The sequence below is a fragment of the Vibrio sp. 10N.247.311.13 genome, assembly GCF_041467595.1.
GTDB lineage: Bacteria > Pseudomonadota > Gammaproteobacteria > Enterobacterales > Vibrionaceae > Vibrio > Vibrio crassostreae_C.
On the sequence record NZ_JBFSUX010000003.1, the window covers coordinates 26,403 to 42,806 of the forward strand.

Annotated in this window: 17 protein-coding genes; 6 read left to right on the plus strand and 11 right to left on the minus strand. The window is 44.4% G+C overall.

All coding sequences use genetic code 11. The annotated features are described in order from the left end of the window. Nucleotides 1-82 precede the first annotated feature (82 nt). Nucleotides 83-2,131 (plus strand): glycoside hydrolase family 3 N-terminal domain-containing protein, encoded by a 2,049-nt coding sequence (locus AB6E52_RS02100; protein WP_102321246.1) that lies wholly within the window; start codon nucleotides 83-85, stop codon nucleotides 2,129-2,131. A 64-nt stretch (nucleotides 2,132-2,195) separates the two neighbouring features. Next, a complete protein-coding gene (locus tag AB6E52_RS02105) occupies nucleotides 2,196-2,576 on the plus strand; it encodes a hypothetical protein (RefSeq protein ID WP_102321247.1) in 381 nt (126 codons plus the stop codon). A gap of 299 nt (nucleotides 2,577-2,875) precedes the next feature. Here the strand turns inward: AB6E52_RS02105 and AB6E52_RS02110 are convergent, their stop codons facing one another. Further along, nucleotides 2,876-3,823, minus strand: a complete 948-nt coding sequence (locus tag AB6E52_RS02110; protein WP_017061092.1) for a LysR family transcriptional regulator — start codon at nucleotides 3,821-3,823, stop codon at nucleotides 2,876-2,878. 126 nt (nucleotides 3,824-3,949) lie between these two features. Between AB6E52_RS02110 and add the strand changes: the two genes are divergently transcribed. Both add and AB6E52_RS02120 read left to right on the plus strand, forming a co-directional pair. Then, nucleotides 3,950-4,948: an adenosine deaminase gene (gene add, locus AB6E52_RS02115; RefSeq protein WP_017061091.1), complete on the plus strand. Its 999-nt coding sequence runs from the start codon at nucleotides 3,950-3,952 to the stop codon at nucleotides 4,946-4,948. A gap of 118 nt (nucleotides 4,949-5,066) precedes the next feature. Then, complete coding sequence (locus tag AB6E52_RS02120) at nucleotides 5,067-5,633, plus strand: sugar O-acetyltransferase (RefSeq protein WP_102321248.1); 567 nt, start codon at nucleotides 5,067-5,069, stop codon at nucleotides 5,631-5,633. Here AB6E52_RS02120 and AB6E52_RS02125 read toward each other — a convergent pair. Beyond that, complete coding sequence (locus AB6E52_RS02125; protein WP_017072485.1) at nucleotides 5,630-5,824, minus strand: hypothetical protein; 195 nt, start codon at nucleotides 5,822-5,824, stop codon at nucleotides 5,630-5,632. The genes AB6E52_RS02120 and AB6E52_RS02125 overlap by 4 nt on opposite strands. A gap of 93 nt (nucleotides 5,825-5,917) precedes the next feature. After that, nucleotides 5,918-6,178 (minus strand): DUF5062 family protein, encoded by a 261-nt coding sequence (locus AB6E52_RS02130; RefSeq protein ID WP_017061084.1) that lies wholly within the window; start codon nucleotides 6,176-6,178, stop codon nucleotides 5,918-5,920. A 450-nt stretch (nucleotides 6,179-6,628) separates the two neighbouring features. Between AB6E52_RS02130 and AB6E52_RS02135 the strand changes: the two genes are divergently transcribed. After that, nucleotides 6,629-6,844 (plus strand): hypothetical protein, encoded by a 216-nt coding sequence (locus tag AB6E52_RS02135; protein WP_065607368.1) that lies wholly within the window; start codon nucleotides 6,629-6,631, stop codon nucleotides 6,842-6,844. Between the two features lie 148 nt (nucleotides 6,845-6,992). Here the strand turns inward: AB6E52_RS02135 and AB6E52_RS02140 are convergent, their stop codons facing one another. Next, nucleotides 6,993-7,424, minus strand: a complete 432-nt coding sequence (locus AB6E52_RS02140) for an acetyltransferase (RefSeq protein WP_102321249.1) — start codon at nucleotides 7,422-7,424, stop codon at nucleotides 6,993-6,995. A 119-nt stretch (nucleotides 7,425-7,543) separates the two neighbouring features. Then, nucleotides 7,544-8,200, minus strand: a complete 657-nt coding sequence (locus AB6E52_RS02145) for a Qnr family pentapeptide repeat protein (protein WP_017088821.1) — start codon at nucleotides 8,198-8,200, stop codon at nucleotides 7,544-7,546. A 318-nt stretch (nucleotides 8,201-8,518) separates the two neighbouring features. On the opposite strand from AB6E52_RS02145, the gene AB6E52_RS02150 reads away from it, so the two are divergent. Continuing rightward, on the plus strand, nucleotides 8,519-9,109 hold the full coding sequence (locus AB6E52_RS02150) for a TetR/AcrR family transcriptional regulator (RefSeq protein ID WP_017061080.1): 591 nt from the start codon (nucleotides 8,519-8,521) through the stop codon (nucleotides 9,107-9,109). Nucleotides 9,110-9,201: 92 nt separating this feature from the next. Here AB6E52_RS02150 and AB6E52_RS02155 read toward each other — a convergent pair whose 3' ends face one another. The 6 genes from AB6E52_RS02155 to AB6E52_RS02180 all read right to left on the minus strand — a co-directional run bounded on the left by AB6E52_RS02155 (nucleotide 9,202) and on the right by AB6E52_RS02180 (nucleotide 16,401). Further along, complete coding sequence (locus AB6E52_RS02155; protein WP_102321250.1) at nucleotides 9,202-10,449, minus strand: anaerobic sulfatase maturase; 1,248 nt, start codon at nucleotides 10,447-10,449, stop codon at nucleotides 9,202-9,204. A 119-nt stretch (nucleotides 10,450-10,568) separates the two neighbouring features. After that, nucleotides 10,569-12,314 (minus strand): arylsulfatase, encoded by a 1,746-nt coding sequence (locus AB6E52_RS02160; RefSeq protein ID WP_102321251.1) that lies wholly within the window; start codon nucleotides 12,312-12,314, stop codon nucleotides 10,569-10,571. A gap of 108 nt (nucleotides 12,315-12,422) precedes the next feature. Then, nucleotides 12,423-12,854, minus strand: a complete 432-nt coding sequence (locus tag AB6E52_RS02165; RefSeq protein WP_048610280.1) for a tetratricopeptide repeat protein — start codon at nucleotides 12,852-12,854, stop codon at nucleotides 12,423-12,425. A 194-nt stretch (nucleotides 12,855-13,048) separates the two neighbouring features. Then, nucleotides 13,049-14,254: an iron-containing alcohol dehydrogenase gene (locus AB6E52_RS02170; protein ID WP_102321252.1), complete on the minus strand. Its 1,206-nt coding sequence runs from the start codon at nucleotides 14,252-14,254 to the stop codon at nucleotides 13,049-13,051. Nucleotides 14,255-14,469: 215 nt separating this feature from the next. Then, the gene (locus AB6E52_RS02175) at nucleotides 14,470-14,913 is read right to left on the minus strand and encodes a hypothetical protein (RefSeq protein WP_102321253.1); all 444 of its coding nucleotides are present in this window, start codon (nucleotides 14,911-14,913) and stop codon (nucleotides 14,470-14,472) included. Between the two features lie 72 nt (nucleotides 14,914-14,985). After that, nucleotides 14,986-16,401, minus strand: a complete 1,416-nt coding sequence (locus AB6E52_RS02180) for a coniferyl aldehyde dehydrogenase (RefSeq protein WP_102321254.1) — start codon at nucleotides 16,399-16,401, stop codon at nucleotides 14,986-14,988. Between the last annotated feature and the right edge of the window lie 3 nt (nucleotides 16,402-16,404).

A 16,404-nucleotide genomic window follows, 5' to 3' on the forward strand; every position in this document is an offset into this window, starting at 1 on the left:
ACCTATTTTGGTTAACCAATAGTCCATTAATTATTAAAATTGGTCATGTACTTATTATTATACTAACAATAGGATCGTGACCATGAAGCGTCTTACCCTGACACCTATAGCAATCGCGTTGCTTCTTGCAGGATGCAACTCATCTGATAGCGACAATAACTTCCAACAACCCCAAGTTCACTCTCGTGTTCATGATGTATTGAACGTTGAAGGTTACCAATTCCGAGATTCTAACGGCAATGGAACACTTGAACCCTTTGAAGACTGGCGATTATCTCCAGAAGAGCGAGCAGCAGACTTGGTTAGCCGCATGACGCTAGATGAGAAAGCCGGCATGATGCTCATTGACACCTTAAACTCGTCCAAAGGTGGGCTCGTTAGTAGTAAAGGACAAGACATGATTGCCGATGCCCAAATGACGCGCTTTATCTTCCGTAACAGCGTAGTTGAAACACCTACCAATGCGCCTGATTGCGATTCAGGCCGTTCAGGTTGTCAGATAACCCCAACAGAAGCTGCCCAGTTCATGAATAGTGTTCAAGAACTGCGTGAACAGACGCGAATGGGTATCCCCGCTCTATTCAAATCCAATGCTCGTAACCACATAGATCCATCAGCTAAAGCAGGGATCAACGTTTCTTCAGGTGCCTTTTCTGCTTGGCCTAAAGAGGCAGGTTTAGCAGCCACTCGCGACATGGATTTAATCACTGAATTTGCAGGTATCATGAATGAAGAATGGTCTTCAATTGGCCTACGCAGTATGTACGGATACATGATGGATTTGGCGACAGAACCTCGTTGGTACCGAGTACACGAAACCTTTACCGAAGATGCAGATTTAGCGTCTGACATTATGCGCTCACTTATCAAAGGGTTGCAGGATGGCGGTGAGGTCAACGAAGACAGTATCGCGCTAACCATCAAACACTTCCCTGGTGGCGGTCCACAAGAAAACGGTGGTGACCCACATTATGACTTCGGTAAAAACCAAGTCTATCCAAAGAACAATTTTGATTACCACCTAAAACCGTTTATTGCTGCGATTGAGGCTGGCGCTTCTTCAATCATGCCTTACTACGGCATCCCTGTAGATCAAAAGTGGATGCCAAACGATGTTGGTATGTCCTTCTCAAAAGGCATTGTTACCGACCTTCTCAGAGACGAATTGGGCTACACAGGTAACGTGAACTCAGATACCGGCATTATTGGCGATCGTGCATGGGGTGTGGAACACAAAACGATTGATGAGCAGGTTGCCATGGCGGTCGAAGCTGGAGTCGATGTTCTTTCAGGTTTCCATGATAAAGAAGTCATCGTGAAACTCGTGGAAAAAGATCTGCTTACCGAAGAGCGTGTCGACCTATCAGTCACACGCTTACTTGAAGAACAATTCAAGCTTGGCCTTTTCGAAAACACTTACGTTGATGAGAAAAAAGCCCAAGAGATTTTAGGCAACGAGAAGTACCAAGAACGCGCTGATTACGCACAGAAAAAGTCTGTCGTATTACTTCAAAATACCAATAAGACTTTACCTCTAGCTGAATCAACCGCACAAAATCCTGTTGCTCTGTATGTCATGGGAATGGACGAAAACATTGCAGGAGACGACAAGTACAACTTTACCGTGACTTCCGGAGATTACGAAGCGGGAGAAACGCGTCCACCAGTACCAGCCGATACGGACTATGCGGTTATTCGTGTTCGCGTATCTAACGAAGGCTCAGATCCTGATCTTATCTTTGGTGGCGCGAACCCAGATGAACTCGATATTCTTGCGTTCAGTGAAATGGCTACAGCTGCATCTTGGCATATTGAACCAAGCCTAAGCGACATTAAAGCCGTTATGAACGAAGTGGGCGCTGACAAAACGGTATTGTCCATCAACTTTAGACAACCCTTCGTGCTAGACGATCAAAGTAATCTTAAGCAAGCCGGTGCCGTGATCGCCACATTTGGTGTCTCGGACAGCAACCTAATGGAAGTACTTTCAGGCAACTTTGCTCCTCAAGGAAAACTGCCATTTGCTTTAGCGAACAGTGCCCAAGCCATTCAAAACCAAGACTCAGACTACCCTGGGTATGATCAAGCCGACACCCTTTACCCGTTCGGACATGGTTTAAGTTACGAATAATATTTGAGCTAATTCAGGCAGTGTTGAGCACTGCCTTTCCTTCTTAGATACCAAGGACAAAGTCATGGAACATATCTTACAACTGGGTTGGGATGATCACGCTATTCCACATAAAATCTGGATAGAACAATACTACGATGGGTGTCGTATCTGCTTGAAAGTCGTAAAAGACGTTGAGCCAGAAATGCTCTCATTGATTGTTCCAAATATTGATGTGCAAACCACTCATAAGGCGTGGCAAGGCAAAGCGACGAACATTACACCAGCCTATGATGACGGCGTGTTGTTCACTCAAACTCGCTCGCTATTCAATTTGCCTCATGGCTGCGTGATTTGGGCGGTAACACATATCCAGATGCAAAACGGCTTAAAAATGTCGGCAGACAAATTGTGCTTCGTACCAAAATACAGCAATCAAGTTTCTTGTTTTAAGGTTCCAGCATAACGTAACAACAAGCCGAGTCGCTTATCCAACTTGGCACTAATCTGCGAAGAACCATAAAAAAGGCCAGCGTATACACGTTGGCCTTACTTCTGTCTGTCTGTCTGTCTGTCTGTCTGTCTGTCTGTCATCAGGATTAAGCACTAATCAATCAACACCAACGAATCGATGGCATTGGATTCATTTAGATATCTCATTCTTGGCGGGCATTTGGCACCCGTAATAAGACAATGCTCATTCTAAAAAAACGAAATAAATTTAAAAAAACTTATTTCGCCGTTTTGATCATCGTAGCTCGCGGTTTACAGCTGAGGTTCTTGGGTCTTATTGACTATGAGGTCGCGAAGCCATTTGTGGCTTGGTTCAGAATCAAAGTAACGGTGCCAAAGCAAAAACAAACCACCGGGAACCAACTCAATAGGAATCGGCTTCATCACCAGTTCGCCACTCTCAATATAGTCACGAACCGAGTTGTACGGATAACACATCAGCAAATCGCTTTGTTTGCACAGCTTTACTGCGCTGGTGATGTCCGACACGTTGGCGGCTTTGTTAATTTGAAGCTGTTTGGCTTGCAAGATTTCCAGTAGCAACCAGTCGCCAACGCCACCGGTCACCAACTGAATATGACGGTATTTAAGGAAGGCTTGCAGATTCCACTCTTCTTGAAGTACTGGGTGATCATTTCGCATCAAGCACACAGAGTAATCTTGCAGCAACTCGACGTGGTTTAGCTCGGCAGGGATATTTTGAATGTGGGTGCTAGCCCTTTCATCGAGCTCAAAAATTCCAATCCCGAAATCGACCTCACGCTTTAGTAAGCGCTTAAAGGTTTCGCTGCTCCAAGTCGTGCTGTTTACCGTAATGTTCGGCGCATCTGCTAGCGCGTTAGGCATAAATTTAGGGTAAATCGCGGTATAAGCGGTTTCAACAAGATCGATATTAAAAGTACGTTCGCTGTCTTTCGGCTCAAAAATGTCCGGCACGGTTAGCTGTTCAACTTGCAGAAGGATTTGATGAATTTTAGGCGCTAAAGAGGTGGCTTTCGGTGTTGGAAACAGGCCTTTTGACTCACGTTCAAACAAAGGGTCGTCAAACAAAGAACGCAGCTTAGTGAGTTGTTTACTCACCGCAGACTGACTAAGGAACAATCGCTCTGCCGTTTTGCTCACGCTGCGCTCTTCAAGCAACACGTGTAAACACAGCAGTAAATTCATATCACATTTGAGTAAGCTTTTAACATCTACCATGATATTCCTTAGATTCAGATTAATGATGACTTTATGTCACTTTAAATCATATCACAAACTTGTTAATTTAAGCCCATGTAACCTATGAGTTAATAACTCAAAAAATAATAGACCTAAGGAATACTCATGAACTTTCTAGCACTCCCTAAGATTGATCTGCACTGCCACCTAGACGGAAGTGTTCGTCCAGACACCATTATTGATCTGGCGAAACAGTACGGAATCGAACTTCCAGAAGACCGTGAAGCGGTAGTAAAGTCTCTAACAGTGCCTGAAGATTGCAAAAACCTTGATGAGTACCTAGCTTGCTTTAGCCTGCCACTGCAAGTGATGCAAACGGAAGAAGCGATTGAGCGTATCTCTTTTGAGCTTTACGAAGACGCAGCACTAGAGAACGTTAAGTACCTAGAAGTTCGCTTTGCACCGATTCTGCACGTAAACAAGGGCTTGTCTCTTGATGCAATCATCGCAAGTGCGGTTAAAGGCATGAAGCGTGCAGAAGAGAAATACGACATTAAGGGCAACTACATCATGTCTGTACTTCGTATGTTCCCGAAAGACTCAATCAAAGATGTAATCGACGCTGGTAAACCATACCTTGGTAAAGGCGTGGTTGCGTTTGATATTGCAGGCGGTGAAAAGCCGGGCTTCTGCGCTGAATTCCCTGAGTACACGCAATACGCTATTGAACAAGGCTACCGTGTGACGGTTCACGCAGGTGAGCAATGGCATGGTCAGAACGTTTACGATGCAGTCACACTGCTTGACGCTGAGCGTATCGGCCACGGTGTCCACATCCAAGGTAACGAAGACGCGTACAACATCGTTAAAGAGAAGCAGGTTGCGCTTGAAACTTGCCCAACAAGTAACGTGCAAACTAAATGTATTCACAAATTCAGCGACCACCCAATTGCTGAATTCAAGAAAGACGGCATCGTTGTAACGATCAACACAGACAACCGCACTGTGTCGAACACAACCATGACTAACGAAGTGAAGCGTGTATGTGAAACGTTCGGTCTAACACAAGAAGACTACGCAGAGATCTACAAGTACTCTGTAGAGAGCGCTTTTGCTTCAGACGAAGTGAAACAGCACCTAATGGGTTTCGTTGAGCAAATCTAATTTGAGCAATCTTGATTGCTAAGTAGAAAAACAGGAAGAGAAAGGCTTAGGCTTTTCTCTTTTTTTATGTCCAATTATCCGTATTCTAATATCGATGTTGACGAATGGGATGCAAACAATGAAAACAGAACTCGAGAAAATGCTGTCCGGCGAGATTTTTGATGGCGCAGACCATGAGGTAGACCACATGCGCACTCACGCCAGCAAGGCGCTATCAGACTTGAATCAATGTTCAGACGATACTCAACTACCAAGTCTTCAGGCTAATCTGTTTGGTAAAGTAGGAAGCAGCGTTGTCCGTCCTCCTTTTCATTGCGAGTTTGGCAAAACCATCGAGATCGGTGACGACACCTTTATCAACATGAACGTGGTGATGCTTGATGGCGCGAATATCAAGATTGGTAACAATGTATTGATAGGGCCAAGTGCCCAGTTTTACACAGCCTCCCACTCACTGGATTATCTCAGCCGCCGTAAGTGGGAAACTTTCTGCCTACCTATCACAGTCGAAGACGATGTGTGGATTGGTGGAAACTCAGTCATCAACCAAGGCGTTACGATTGGCGCTCGCTCTGTTATCGCAGCGAACTCAGTGGTTAACAGTGATGTACCACCAGATTGCCTGTACGGCGGCACTCCAGCCAAGTTGATTCGGCATTTGAATGCCGAACAAACTCGCGATTAAACAAGAAAGCGCGTATCCAAATCTAAAAAAGAGCGATGTTTCAATAGCATGGCTCTTAATCTAATTATCAGCGTTGTTTTATCGCACGCTTGTTCACCGCGAATTTGAAGCACGACAGCCGCAACTAAAACCAGCGCTGATATAGTCAAAAACAAGAATGCAACGATAGACTTAGGTGGGTATCTTTTCATTTTCTACACCCTCAAATTTTTACTGCTCCATAAAGCAAAAAACCCAGCGAAAAATCGCTAGGTTTCAAATATAAAAAATGAGGTAATACAAGTTTACTTCAGCGGGTCATTGTCCGGCAGTGCCTTATGAAGCCAGAGTGCTAAACGCTTCTTGATGTTCGCGCCATCAAGCTTATCGTCCGGTAACGGTGTGATCTGATTGACTTCAACAAGGAACAAGTACACCGCTTTAACCTTTATCGGTTGGGATGAATTTGGCAAATCAAAACCTTGTAGCTTAGCCATCTTAAAACCGACTTCAACTGCTTTTTTTACCAGCTTATCTTCATTAATGATCTTCGCGGTTTTCGACATATCATCTCCATCACATTTATCGAATGTACATTGAGTATATCAAACAGAATTGCGAACGAGATTGCCGCGATCTCAAATCAAAAAATCTCTTTGATAAATAACATAAACCCCATCATAGACTAAAAAATGATTCTAATTATGTAAACATTGACGAGACAAATAATGATAAGCAAACGGTCCCTTAATAGAACACTCAATAAATGAGACCTTCAGTCAAGAAACCAAAAATCGGACAATTTTTGACTTATCATCATAAAGAATACGGAATATTATGAATTATCATATAGATGGTAACCATTCTATCAACAAGAGGTAACTTTATGTTATTTAATCAGTTTTATAACACAAAGGCCTAGATCATATTTACAGTCACCTGTAGTGAAAAAGATATTTACAAAACACTCACTAGGGAAATAGAATAAACCCACTAATATTATACTGGTGTTAAAAATGCGTTACCTATGGGCTTCATTCTGTCATAAAAATCCAATCCCTGGTCGGATCGTTCATATCTTTATTATCTTGGTAGCGTTAGCTTCTATCGTCGTACCACTGGTTTCAAAAGACGCAACAACGATCTTAGTATCACTAGGTGTTGCTCTAGTCTGTTTTGTGCTGTTTGTCTTCTTTGCGCTTGCCGATAAAATGCGCTCAGGTATGCACTAATCAGCTCAATATTCGCCAAGCATTATCTTTTCTAAACTTCATTATAAAATGCATGCGACTTAATACGGAAAAGCCCAAAGTTATTAGCTTTGGGCTTTTCTTCTAGCGACTGTGGTTGATTACAACCGAGTGATACGACAACCGAGTCTTACAGCGTCATATGCAGAATTGGAAATGGTTTTCCCATGTCATCATGTGGGGAGCGTGATTCAATTTTGAACCCCATGTGCTGATAGAAACCTACCGCTTGTGGGTTTTGCTCATTAACATCAACTTTGGTGGCTGCTAACTGCTCAATGGCATGTTGCAACAGCACCGTACCTACGCCTTGTCCTCGAACTTCATTCAAAACGAAAAGCATCTCAACTTTTGCATCATGGACACCCATGAAGCCAACAATCGAACCACTTTCATTTTTAACGCATTTCAAAGAAACCGCAGGGAGAGCATGTTCCATGATGATAGGTTTAAAAAACTCAATATCTTCTTCTGTAATAAAGTCATGAGTTGCTCGGACCGAATTCTCCCAAACCTTAAGCATCTCTGCATAATCTTCAGGAAGCACATTTTCTATAGTCATAATTTTCTCTAGATTAAACTGAATATAAACATGTGCAGCCGCGAAGCTATAGTGTAGCAGGCATTAATAATACAAAACAACAACGTTCACTATCGACTCACTCTACCTCACTGCCTCTATTAATCGGGCATGACCACAATACCCATGGTTTCAAGCAGTTGCTCTTGCTGCCACGCAACAATTTTGATTCCTGTTGTATCCACTTTTCTTGGGTCCAACCCTTCTAATTCAGCATGGCATAAATTAGCACCTTGCATACTGAATTGCCCCCATACTTCCTCCGAGAACACACCTCGGCTAAGATCGGACTCTTTTAGTGACGCGCCGCCAAGGTAAGTGCCTATCCAACGGTTCTCAAACAGCTCGCACTTCTCTAAACAAGCTTGTTCAAAATTGGCGTATGACAGGTTACAGCCCGTAATATATGCTGAGCAAAAGTACATTCTATTGCTTACCTGATTGGCAAAATTCGCACGAGTGAAGTTCGCCCCTTTCAGGTCGCATTCACGTAGCTCAATACCATAACAATTCGCGTTACTGAAATTCGCCATCGCCAACTGACAATTCTGAAAGCTTGCATCTCGTAAGTCGGCAATATCAAAGTGGCATCCCTCAATATCGCCTTGCTCAATAAACTTACAGTTAATAAACGTTGCATCACGTAAGTTAGAACGTCTGAAATCACAACGGATAAACGTGCAGGCTATAAATGTAAGCTCTGATAAGTCTTGCTGAGCAAAACTGTGGTGATGATAAGTGCTGTTATTGGTGTCCATTTAGCCCCCTAAAGAAATTACGCTAAGACTATCATTGCGATCTCAAGAAAACACTAAATTAAAAACCAATAAAAACAGCAACTTAAAACACCCCAATTTAGCCATTTTAAGGCACCAAACAAGCTCTTTAAGGTTGTTATTTTCGTTTTATAGCATGCGCTTATCTTGAAAAAAGTTTTGTCGCTTAGAAGGGGTCATAGAGAAAAATCACTTTGACGAAACGAGTCAATTATTGACCGCGTCCTAACGCGCTAGACTGGACGGTTGGTATGTTGCTCGTTACACTATTCCTCATTCTCAGCATAAAGAGTAAGAACAATGAAAGACATGCGACAAGCTATGCTCGATGCAGGATTTAGCCTTATTAATGAACACGGGTTTGCTGGTGTTGGCCTGATGAAGATCATCAACCAAGCGGAAGGCACGAAGGGTTCTTTTTACCACTACTTTAAATCCAAAGAGCACTTTGGTGAGATCCTTCTTACTAACTACTTTGATGAGCATCTCGCTAAGCTGGATGACTTTTTAAGTGATGAATCGCTTTCTCGTCGTGATCGCGTTAAAGCCTATTTCGAGTTTTGGTGTGCATCGAAACTGACTGAAGACTTCAATATCCAATGTCTTGTCGTAAAACTGGCGGGAGAAGTAGCTGGATCTGAAAACCCGTTGCAATCGACCATGGCTGAAGGCGCGGAAAAGATCATCCTGCGTATGGCGAAGCTGTTTGAAGAAGGCAATGAGGCCGGTGATTTCACTATCGCAGAGCCAGAATCGCTATCTCGAACGCTTTATGGTTTATGGCTTGGCTCAACGCTCATGGCCGCCATGCAGCGTAACCGTTCGATTCTAAACAATGCCATGGAAGAGACTCTTCTCGCCATGAGCCCAGCCCAAGAATCGGCTGACTAGATACCCGTTACCAAATACCAAAAGGCTCGCACAATTTAGCGAGCCTTTTATCTAACTTTAAATCTAGATTGAATCCATTCACGCTTACTCCGTTACCCCAGACGAGACGGGATATTATTGGCTTTGAATAAGTCCTTAATAACAGGGTCGATATGCTTGAAGAAGCTCAGCCAACCTTCACAGAGATAATTTAACCCCGCCTCACCATCTCGGCTTGTGATGATACGGTTTTTGGGGCATTCGCCATGACATGCAAATTTAAACTCACAGGCTTGGCATTGTTTCGGCAGAGACTTTTGTTTGGCGAACCCAAAACGCTGCTGCTTTGGCGAAAAGGCTAAAGTTGAAAGTGCTTGTTCCTGAATATTACCCAGCTGAAATTCAGGAAAGACATAATGATCACATGAGTACACATCGCCATTGGGCTCAACTGCTAACCCTTTGCCGCAGATCTCACTCAAGGTACACATGGTGCTTTCTCTGCCCATCCATACGCCGACAAAATTTTCAAAGTACGGCACTAATACCCGACCAAAATCATGCTCGAACCATTCGTCAAAAATGGTAGTGAGGAACTCTCCCCATTGCGCAGAGCCGACACTCCACGGTTCAACCTCACCTGATACAGGAATGATCGCTTGTTGGTTGCTCAACCATTTATTGTTGGTATGAGCCTCACGCTTATCGACCACAGGAATAAACTGCAATTGCTTCGAACCCACTTCATCGCGTAGAAAGCGATAAACCTCGAGTGGATACTTACCTGTCACATCATTCACGCAGCTTAGAGTCGCGAACTCGACGTTATGTTGTTTCAAGTAGCGAATGCCACGCATTGTTTGAGAAAAAGTGCCTTTGCCTGCACGGTTAGTTCGGTAGTGATTATGTAGGTGCTCTGGTCCATCAATACTGACGCCAATGATAAAATCATTGTTTTTGAAGAACTCGCACCACGCATCATTCAATAACGTTCCGTTGGTTTGAAGGTCATTGCTGATCTTACTGTGGTTGGGACAATATTTTTTCTGCAGCTCGACGACCTTTTGAAAGTACTCAATCCCCAACAAGGTAGGCTCTCCACCATGCCAAGAAAAGATGATTTCAGGCGTGTTCTGCCCCTCTATGTACTGTTTGATATAACGCTCTAACAGGACTTCATCCATCGTATATTGAGAGCCTTTTGGGTATTCAAGCAGCTGCTGTTTTTCTAAGTAATAGCAGTAGGTGCAGCTGATATTACACACCGCCCCAATCGGTTTTGCTAACGCCTGAAGTTTGCTGTGTGCTTTGCCATTAAACTGCGGAACTGAACTCAAATTTGATAGCGATAATGTCGTCATGAAGAGTGCCTCGATGTAAAAGTTATTGTATTAGCCAAAACAATTCGTAATTCCTTTACACGGCGTTCATCGGCCAACCAAGCTTGGTGGCATTAGGTTGGCCGAGTGGTTTTTTTCCTCTATTTCACGTTTTCAAACGGGTTCCACGCTTCGTCAACTGGGACGATATTTTGCGCTTTTTCGTATTCTTGATATTCAGCGACCATTTCAAGGAACAGATCTGGCATTTGGTTTCTCAAGTCATGTTGCTCAGCTGGATCTTTCTTGGTGTTGTATAAGTGCCACTCGCTGTCGCCACCCATTCCCGTAGAAATTCGGATGATCTTATGATCACCTTTAAGCAGAATTCCGCTACCAAACAATTCAAATGGAATCGCATTGTTGGCACTGTGCACGTCTGCCGTTTCCCCTTTGAAGTAAGGCAACAAGCTCACACCACTCATCGGCGCTACTTCTCGACCTTGATATTCCGTTCCTGGATGCTCTACCTCTGCAATCTCAAGAATCGTGGCTGCAATGTCTTTCACTTGTGATAAGTCATCTGTTTGAGTTCCCGGCTGTAACGCATCTTCTCCTTCTAGAAGCGCTTTGGCTGGCTTAACGATAAACGGCACACGGATACCGCCCTCTGCTGTGTAAGCTTTGTACCAAGATAGGCCGCCGGTTGAAGCGCTTGCCCACTCAGGTCCAAGTGACACACTGGAGCTCGCCTTACCTAAGTTTTCGGTCGAATTATCGAAATGATGAGCAGTCCACGTTCGGATCAGGTCACTGATATTTTCACCAGTAATATCCGCCGCTTCTGGGCCGTTATCCGCTAGATACATGATGTAGGTATTATCGTATTCCCCGATATCTTTCAGGTAATCGACTATCTGGCCGACTTGTTGGTCCTGCATTTCCATCATGCCCATTGCGACAGCCATTTTCTTGCCGTACCACTTTTGTTCTTTCTCTGAGAGCGAGTCCCAAGGTCGGCTTAATGCGTTACGATCTGAAATATCGGCGTCTTTTGGAATCACACCCATATCTTTCATACGTTGGAAACGATCTTCTCGAACCGAGTCCCAACCATGTTCAACGTAGTAATCGACTTTATCTTGATAAGCAGACTCAGGCGCTTGCAATGGCAGGTGAATACCGGTGAATGGGACGTAAGCGAAGAAAGGCTTACCGTCGTCTTTTTTGCTGTCGATCATCTTGATGATCTCGTTGGTGTAAACTTGGTCTGAGTACTCGCCTTTGTACTTGTCCTCAACCACTTCACCGTTACGGTAAGTTGGCTCAACTTCGACGCCGGGAATATCCCCTTTTTGCAGCGCATCCGCTGTCGCGGCATTTTCGGCCGGGAACATCATATCTCGATTAAAGTGATTCGAGCCGCCCGCTAAGATACCGTAACTCTCTTCAAAACCTCGATCGTCAGGTAAGAAACCATCGTCGTGCCCCAAGTGCCATTTCCCAGAGAGGTAAGTGTTATAACCACTCTCTTTAAGCAGCGTTGCGACCGTAACCCCTTTCTTGGTGAGGTAACCTTCATAACCCGGCTTGCCAATCGCACCCGGATAGACAGCATAGTCGAAGGTGCCTAGCCCAACCTCGTGGCTATTTGCTCCGGTTAACATCATAGAGCGCGTTACCGATGAGGTTGGTGACGCGTGAAAGTTAGTAAACTTAACCCCCTCTTCAGCCAGCGCCATTAGGTTTGGTGTATTGGCTTCTGAGCCATAAGGCTGAGTATCGGCAAAGCCCACATCATCGCCAACAATAACAACAATATTCGGTTTTTCTGATTCAGCCGCAAGAGCAGCACTGCTTGCCGCAGCCATTGCAGTGAAGACTAAAGATTTCTTGAATGTCTGCATAAGACGTTCTCCAATTTCTGTGATTAACTTGTTTCAGTAATTAACTTTTCTGCGAGTAACTTTTTCTGTGGTTAACCGTTCTGTGATTAACCTGAGTTAGAATTTGAATTAGTGCGCGGCTTGCGACATCCAATGTAATAAGTCGAGCGCAGGGTCATACTCTTGAGCTGCTGCCATGCCGATCCAGGTGACAGCTTCCGCTTGGCTGGCTTGAACGCCACTTCCAGAGATATACATCAACCCAAGCTGCGTTTGAGCTTCAGGGCTACCGTTATTGGCTGCGGTGACGAACCACTCCGCGGCTTTTTCATCATTCTGTTCTACGCCCTCTCCGCTCAGATATAGGTAAGCGACAGAGAGCTGGGCATCCAATTGCCCTTGGTAAGCCTCATCCAACAATTGCACGACATCTTGGTGCTGCTGCGATTGATCCATGGTGGCTGCGTTCTTAGAGCTTTCGCTTCCAACGCTTGCTTTGGCAAAAAACAGAGCAGCCAAAACACCAGTCAGAATCACGGTAGTTAAACGTTTATTGATCATTTATTTCCTCCTCGGGAATAAAGGTCACAACGTCCCTGTCGAATGAATTAGGTGAAAAGTAGGAATGGCGCGATGATGCACAAGCTTGATAGCAATACGTTTTCAATTTTCATAATTGGCTCTCGAGTAATAGTTGTGAGTGAATCAGGGACTGAACTAAATGGTCATAAGATTCAGTCGATTAAGACAGAGACTTAAATCGCTTTCTCAATGATGGTTTCAATCGTCTGTTTCGAGATTGGGTAGAACTGAAAGCAGATGTCTTTTTCAATAGCTTCCGCAATATTGCTCTTCTCTTGCTCATCAAAGTCCCAGCTGCTGAAACGCTTCATCGCACCGACGCGGGTTTGGAAGTTATTTAAAAAATCCAACACTCTCTGGTAAACCATCTCATCGGTTCCGGTAGTATCGACCGAGAAAGCTTGAGCTAACTTCGCCGCATTAGGCATATAGAATTCAGGCAGAGCTTCAATCACAACCGGCATCAGCACCGTGTTGGCATCGCCATGTGGAATGTGACTAATCGCACCAAAAGCGTGAGCACAGTTATGAATCGGAATACCGCCCAAAGACGAATAGAAAGCAGAGATCGCCATGGTGCTCGCTTGAAGAAGATTGCCGCGTGCTGTTAGGTTTTCTGGCTCTTTAAGTGCCAAGGGTAAGTTCTCAACAATCAGTTTTGCAGCCTGAATGCCGTAAGCGTCGGTGAATGCATTACTCATTGGTGAGACAATCGCTTCAACAGCGTGTGTTAGTGCATCCATAGCGGTAGAACGAGTCAGGTGAGCTGGCAGCTTAGTGGTAACGGTTGGATCAAGAATTGCGATATCGGCTTCCAATCCCGATGCGACTAGGCTTGCCTTAATGTTTTCATGTTCGTTGTAAAAAACAGCAATAGGAGAAGCTTCTGCGCCCGTACCAGCCGTTGTCGGAACAGCAATGTGGGGGACTCGAATATCTTCATTATTTGGCCACACATCCATATGACCACCACCTGCAATTACGGTGCGAATGTCATCTATCTGCTTATGAAATGCGTATTTCACACCTTTAGACGCATCAATTACGCTGCCGCCGCCAACAGACAAGATCGCATCAGCATTGACGCTGTTTGCAAACCCAATGGCCGCGTTGATGTTGTCGCAAGTCGCGTCTGGCGCGATATCGGTGTAAACGCCAACAAGCTGAACCGCTTGTTGGTTCGCTTCCTGATTCCCATTCTGGTTTACAAACAACGCCGAGAACTGCTCAACAAAGCCAAGAGACTCCAAACCTTTATCAGAAAAGAGCACGACTCTTTGCGCACCTAAGCGACCAAACAAAGAAGGGATATTTTCAATACCGTTCTCTTGAGCATGAACAATGGTTTTAAGTTGAAAGTTAAAATTATTGGTTGTCATGGTGTTTACCTCATTTCTAGTTGATGACTAAACAATAACCAAAACAAACCGGTCGGTCTAGAGCGTAAATGTCAAAGATATGTCAATTAAGATCTTTATGGATCATTGCCCCAAAACGAAAAAAGCCCGCAAATGCGGGCTGTAATCATAAGTAAGCTATTGATCATTAAAGAAGTGTATTGACTCACCCTGAGCAACTCACAAACAGTTAACGATTAACGAAGGTGAGCTGGGACCTTGCTCTTATCTCTAGTGAGGTAGTAGTACAGGTAAACCAAAGAATAAACGGTCACAAATCCATCGAGCGCAAACACGCCGCTCCAGCCATAGAGCCACTCATAATCGTTGATACACACGTTGTATAAGAAGATACCAACAAACATCGACTTCTCAAATGCGCTGTAAATCATGGTCGAGGTTCGCAACGATTTGTACTTCGCCGAGAACATCAACAACACACCAATACAGCCAACCATCACACCCCAGTGTTGATAAGTACCGAGCAAGTACTCCTTGTTTTCCATCATGGTATCGTTGTACGAGAACAGCGTCTGCATACTCCAATCTGGCGCTAGGAAAGTGGAAAATGCCGTCGCTGTTAAGAAACCTGTAATCATCAAATACGATTTGATCGTACGTTCAAAAAAACGTTCCAACATAAAAGTAACCTCTTAAAATAATTTCGTGAAAATAACTTTTTGAAAAATAAACAGTGTCATACCAACAGTGATTTACTGGCCAAGCATGCCCATCACTGCTGTTTTTAATTCGTTGTCTTCTTTTGAAAACAGATGCTTAACGCGGTGATCTAAACCTGTTTCCAACACAGTTTTAGCGTGGGAGAAAGTCAGGAAACCTTCTTTACCGTGATAGTTGCCTTGACCTGATTCACCAATGCCACCAAACGGCGCGTCATCAACCGCTAAATGAAAAACACAGTCATTAATACACATACCACCGGAGTGAACTTGGTGCTTAACCTGAGCCTGTAAACTCAAATCAAAGCTCATCAGGTAGAGTGCTAACGGCCTTGGTTTGCTATTGATGACTTGGAACGCCTCTTCGACATTGCGATACGTAATCAAAGGTAATAATGGGCCGAAAATTTCTTCGTTCATCACTTTGGATGACAGGCTTGGTTCAACGATCAAATGTGTCACCAATCGATGAGTATCTAAGTCCATCGCTTCGTCATGGCAAGCAACGATTCGTGTCCCAGCTTGCTGCTCTTCATTCAACAGACCAACAATACGATCACATTGGCGAGGGTTAATGAGCGAGGTTAAACCCTCAGAGTAGATCCCTTCATCAAACGGCTGTTGGTATTGTTTTTTGTACTCCAGAATGAAGGCTTCGAGCTTATCTTCAGGGAGTAGCACGTAATCTGGAGCGACACATACTTGGCCGTTGTTTAAGCTTTTACCATAAATAATTCGCTCTACCGCAATATCGATCGGCATGTCTTCTGCCACGATAACCGGTGACTTACCGCCTAGCTCTAGCGTGACTGGAGTTAGCGTGTCAGCCGCTGACCTCATCACTTGGCGACCCACTTGGGTTGACCCCGTAAACAGAAGATGATCAAACGGCAACGCCGAAAATGCGGCTGCGATTTCTACCTCGCCTTCAACCAAGCACACCTCATCGGATTGGAAGACTTCCGCCAATAGCGCTGTTAATACTTGGTTCGTCGCTGGGGTAAATTCACTCATCTTGATCATGGCGCGATTGCCCGCTGCCAACGCCGAAATAAGCGGGCCGACGGATAACATGATCGGGAAGTTCCACGGAGCAATGATCCCGACAACACCTTTGGGTTGATAAACCACTTCAACACGAGAGGTTGAAAGCAAAGAGCCGGAATGACGAATTGAAGATGTCGACCAATGAGGCAAACATTCAATGCTGTGATCAATATTTCCGATACAAGGCAATATGTCAGCCATCAAAGTATCTTGTCGGCTGCGGTGACCATAGTCCTCACTCACGGCTGAACACAAACGATCTGTGTAATCGATAAGCGCAGATTTAAGTGCAAGCGACTGCTCAATTCTCACCGATACCGCTGGCATCGGGTTCTGTGCAAAAGCTCCCTGCATGTTGTTCAACGTCATGGTCATTTGTGTTGGCGTCAATTCGTGTTTCATACA

Coding starts and splice junctions, on each gene's coding strand:
- AB6E52_RS02130 (WP_017061084.1), bottom strand. CDS start 6,178: ATGTCGAAAACCGCGAAGATCATTAATGAAGATAAGCTGGTAAAAAAA.
- add (WP_017061091.1), top strand. CDS start 3,950: ATGAACTTTCTAGCACTCCCTAAGATTGATCTGCACTGCCACCTAGAC.
- AB6E52_RS02110 (WP_017061092.1), bottom strand. CDS start 3,823: ATGGTAGATGTTAAAAGCTTACTCAAATGTGATATGAATTTACTGCTG.
- AB6E52_RS02145 (WP_017088821.1), bottom strand. CDS start 8,200: ATGGACACCAATAACAGCACTTATCATCACCACAGTTTTGCTCAGCAA.
- AB6E52_RS02125 (WP_017072485.1), bottom strand. CDS start 5,824: ATGAAAAGATACCCACCTAAGTCTATCGTTGCATTCTTGTTTTTGACT.
- AB6E52_RS02120 (WP_102321248.1), top strand. CDS start 5,067: ATGAAAACAGAACTCGAGAAAATGCTGTCCGGCGAGATTTTTGATGGC.
- AB6E52_RS02160 (WP_102321251.1), bottom strand. CDS start 12,314: ATGCAGACATTCAAGAAATCTTTAGTCTTCACTGCAATGGCTGCGGCA.
- AB6E52_RS02140 (WP_102321249.1), bottom strand. CDS start 7,424: ATGACTATAGAAAATGTGCTTCCTGAAGATTATGCAGAGATGCTTAAG.
- AB6E52_RS02135 (WP_065607368.1), top strand. CDS start 6,629: ATGCGTTACCTATGGGCTTCATTCTGTCATAAAAATCCAATCCCTGGT.
- AB6E52_RS02180 (WP_102321254.1), bottom strand. CDS start 16,401: ATGAAACACGAATTGACGCCAACACAAATGACCATGACGTTGAACAAC.
- AB6E52_RS02175 (WP_102321253.1), bottom strand. CDS start 14,913: ATGTTGGAACGTTTTTTTGAACGTACGATCAAATCGTATTTGATGATT.
- AB6E52_RS02150 (WP_017061080.1), top strand. CDS start 8,519: ATGAAAGACATGCGACAAGCTATGCTCGATGCAGGATTTAGCCTTATT.
- AB6E52_RS02100 (WP_102321246.1), top strand. CDS start 83: ATGAAGCGTCTTACCCTGACACCTATAGCAATCGCGTTGCTTCTTGCA.
- AB6E52_RS02155 (WP_102321250.1), bottom strand. CDS start 10,449: ATGACGACATTATCGCTATCAAATTTGAGTTCAGTTCCGCAGTTTAAT.
- AB6E52_RS02170 (WP_102321252.1), bottom strand. CDS start 14,254: ATGACAACCAATAATTTTAACTTTCAACTTAAAACCATTGTTCATGCT.
- AB6E52_RS02165 (WP_048610280.1), bottom strand. CDS start 12,854: ATGATCAATAAACGTTTAACTACCGTGATTCTGACTGGTGTTTTGGCT.
- AB6E52_RS02105 (WP_102321247.1), top strand. CDS start 2,196: ATGGAACATATCTTACAACTGGGTTGGGATGATCACGCTATTCCACAT.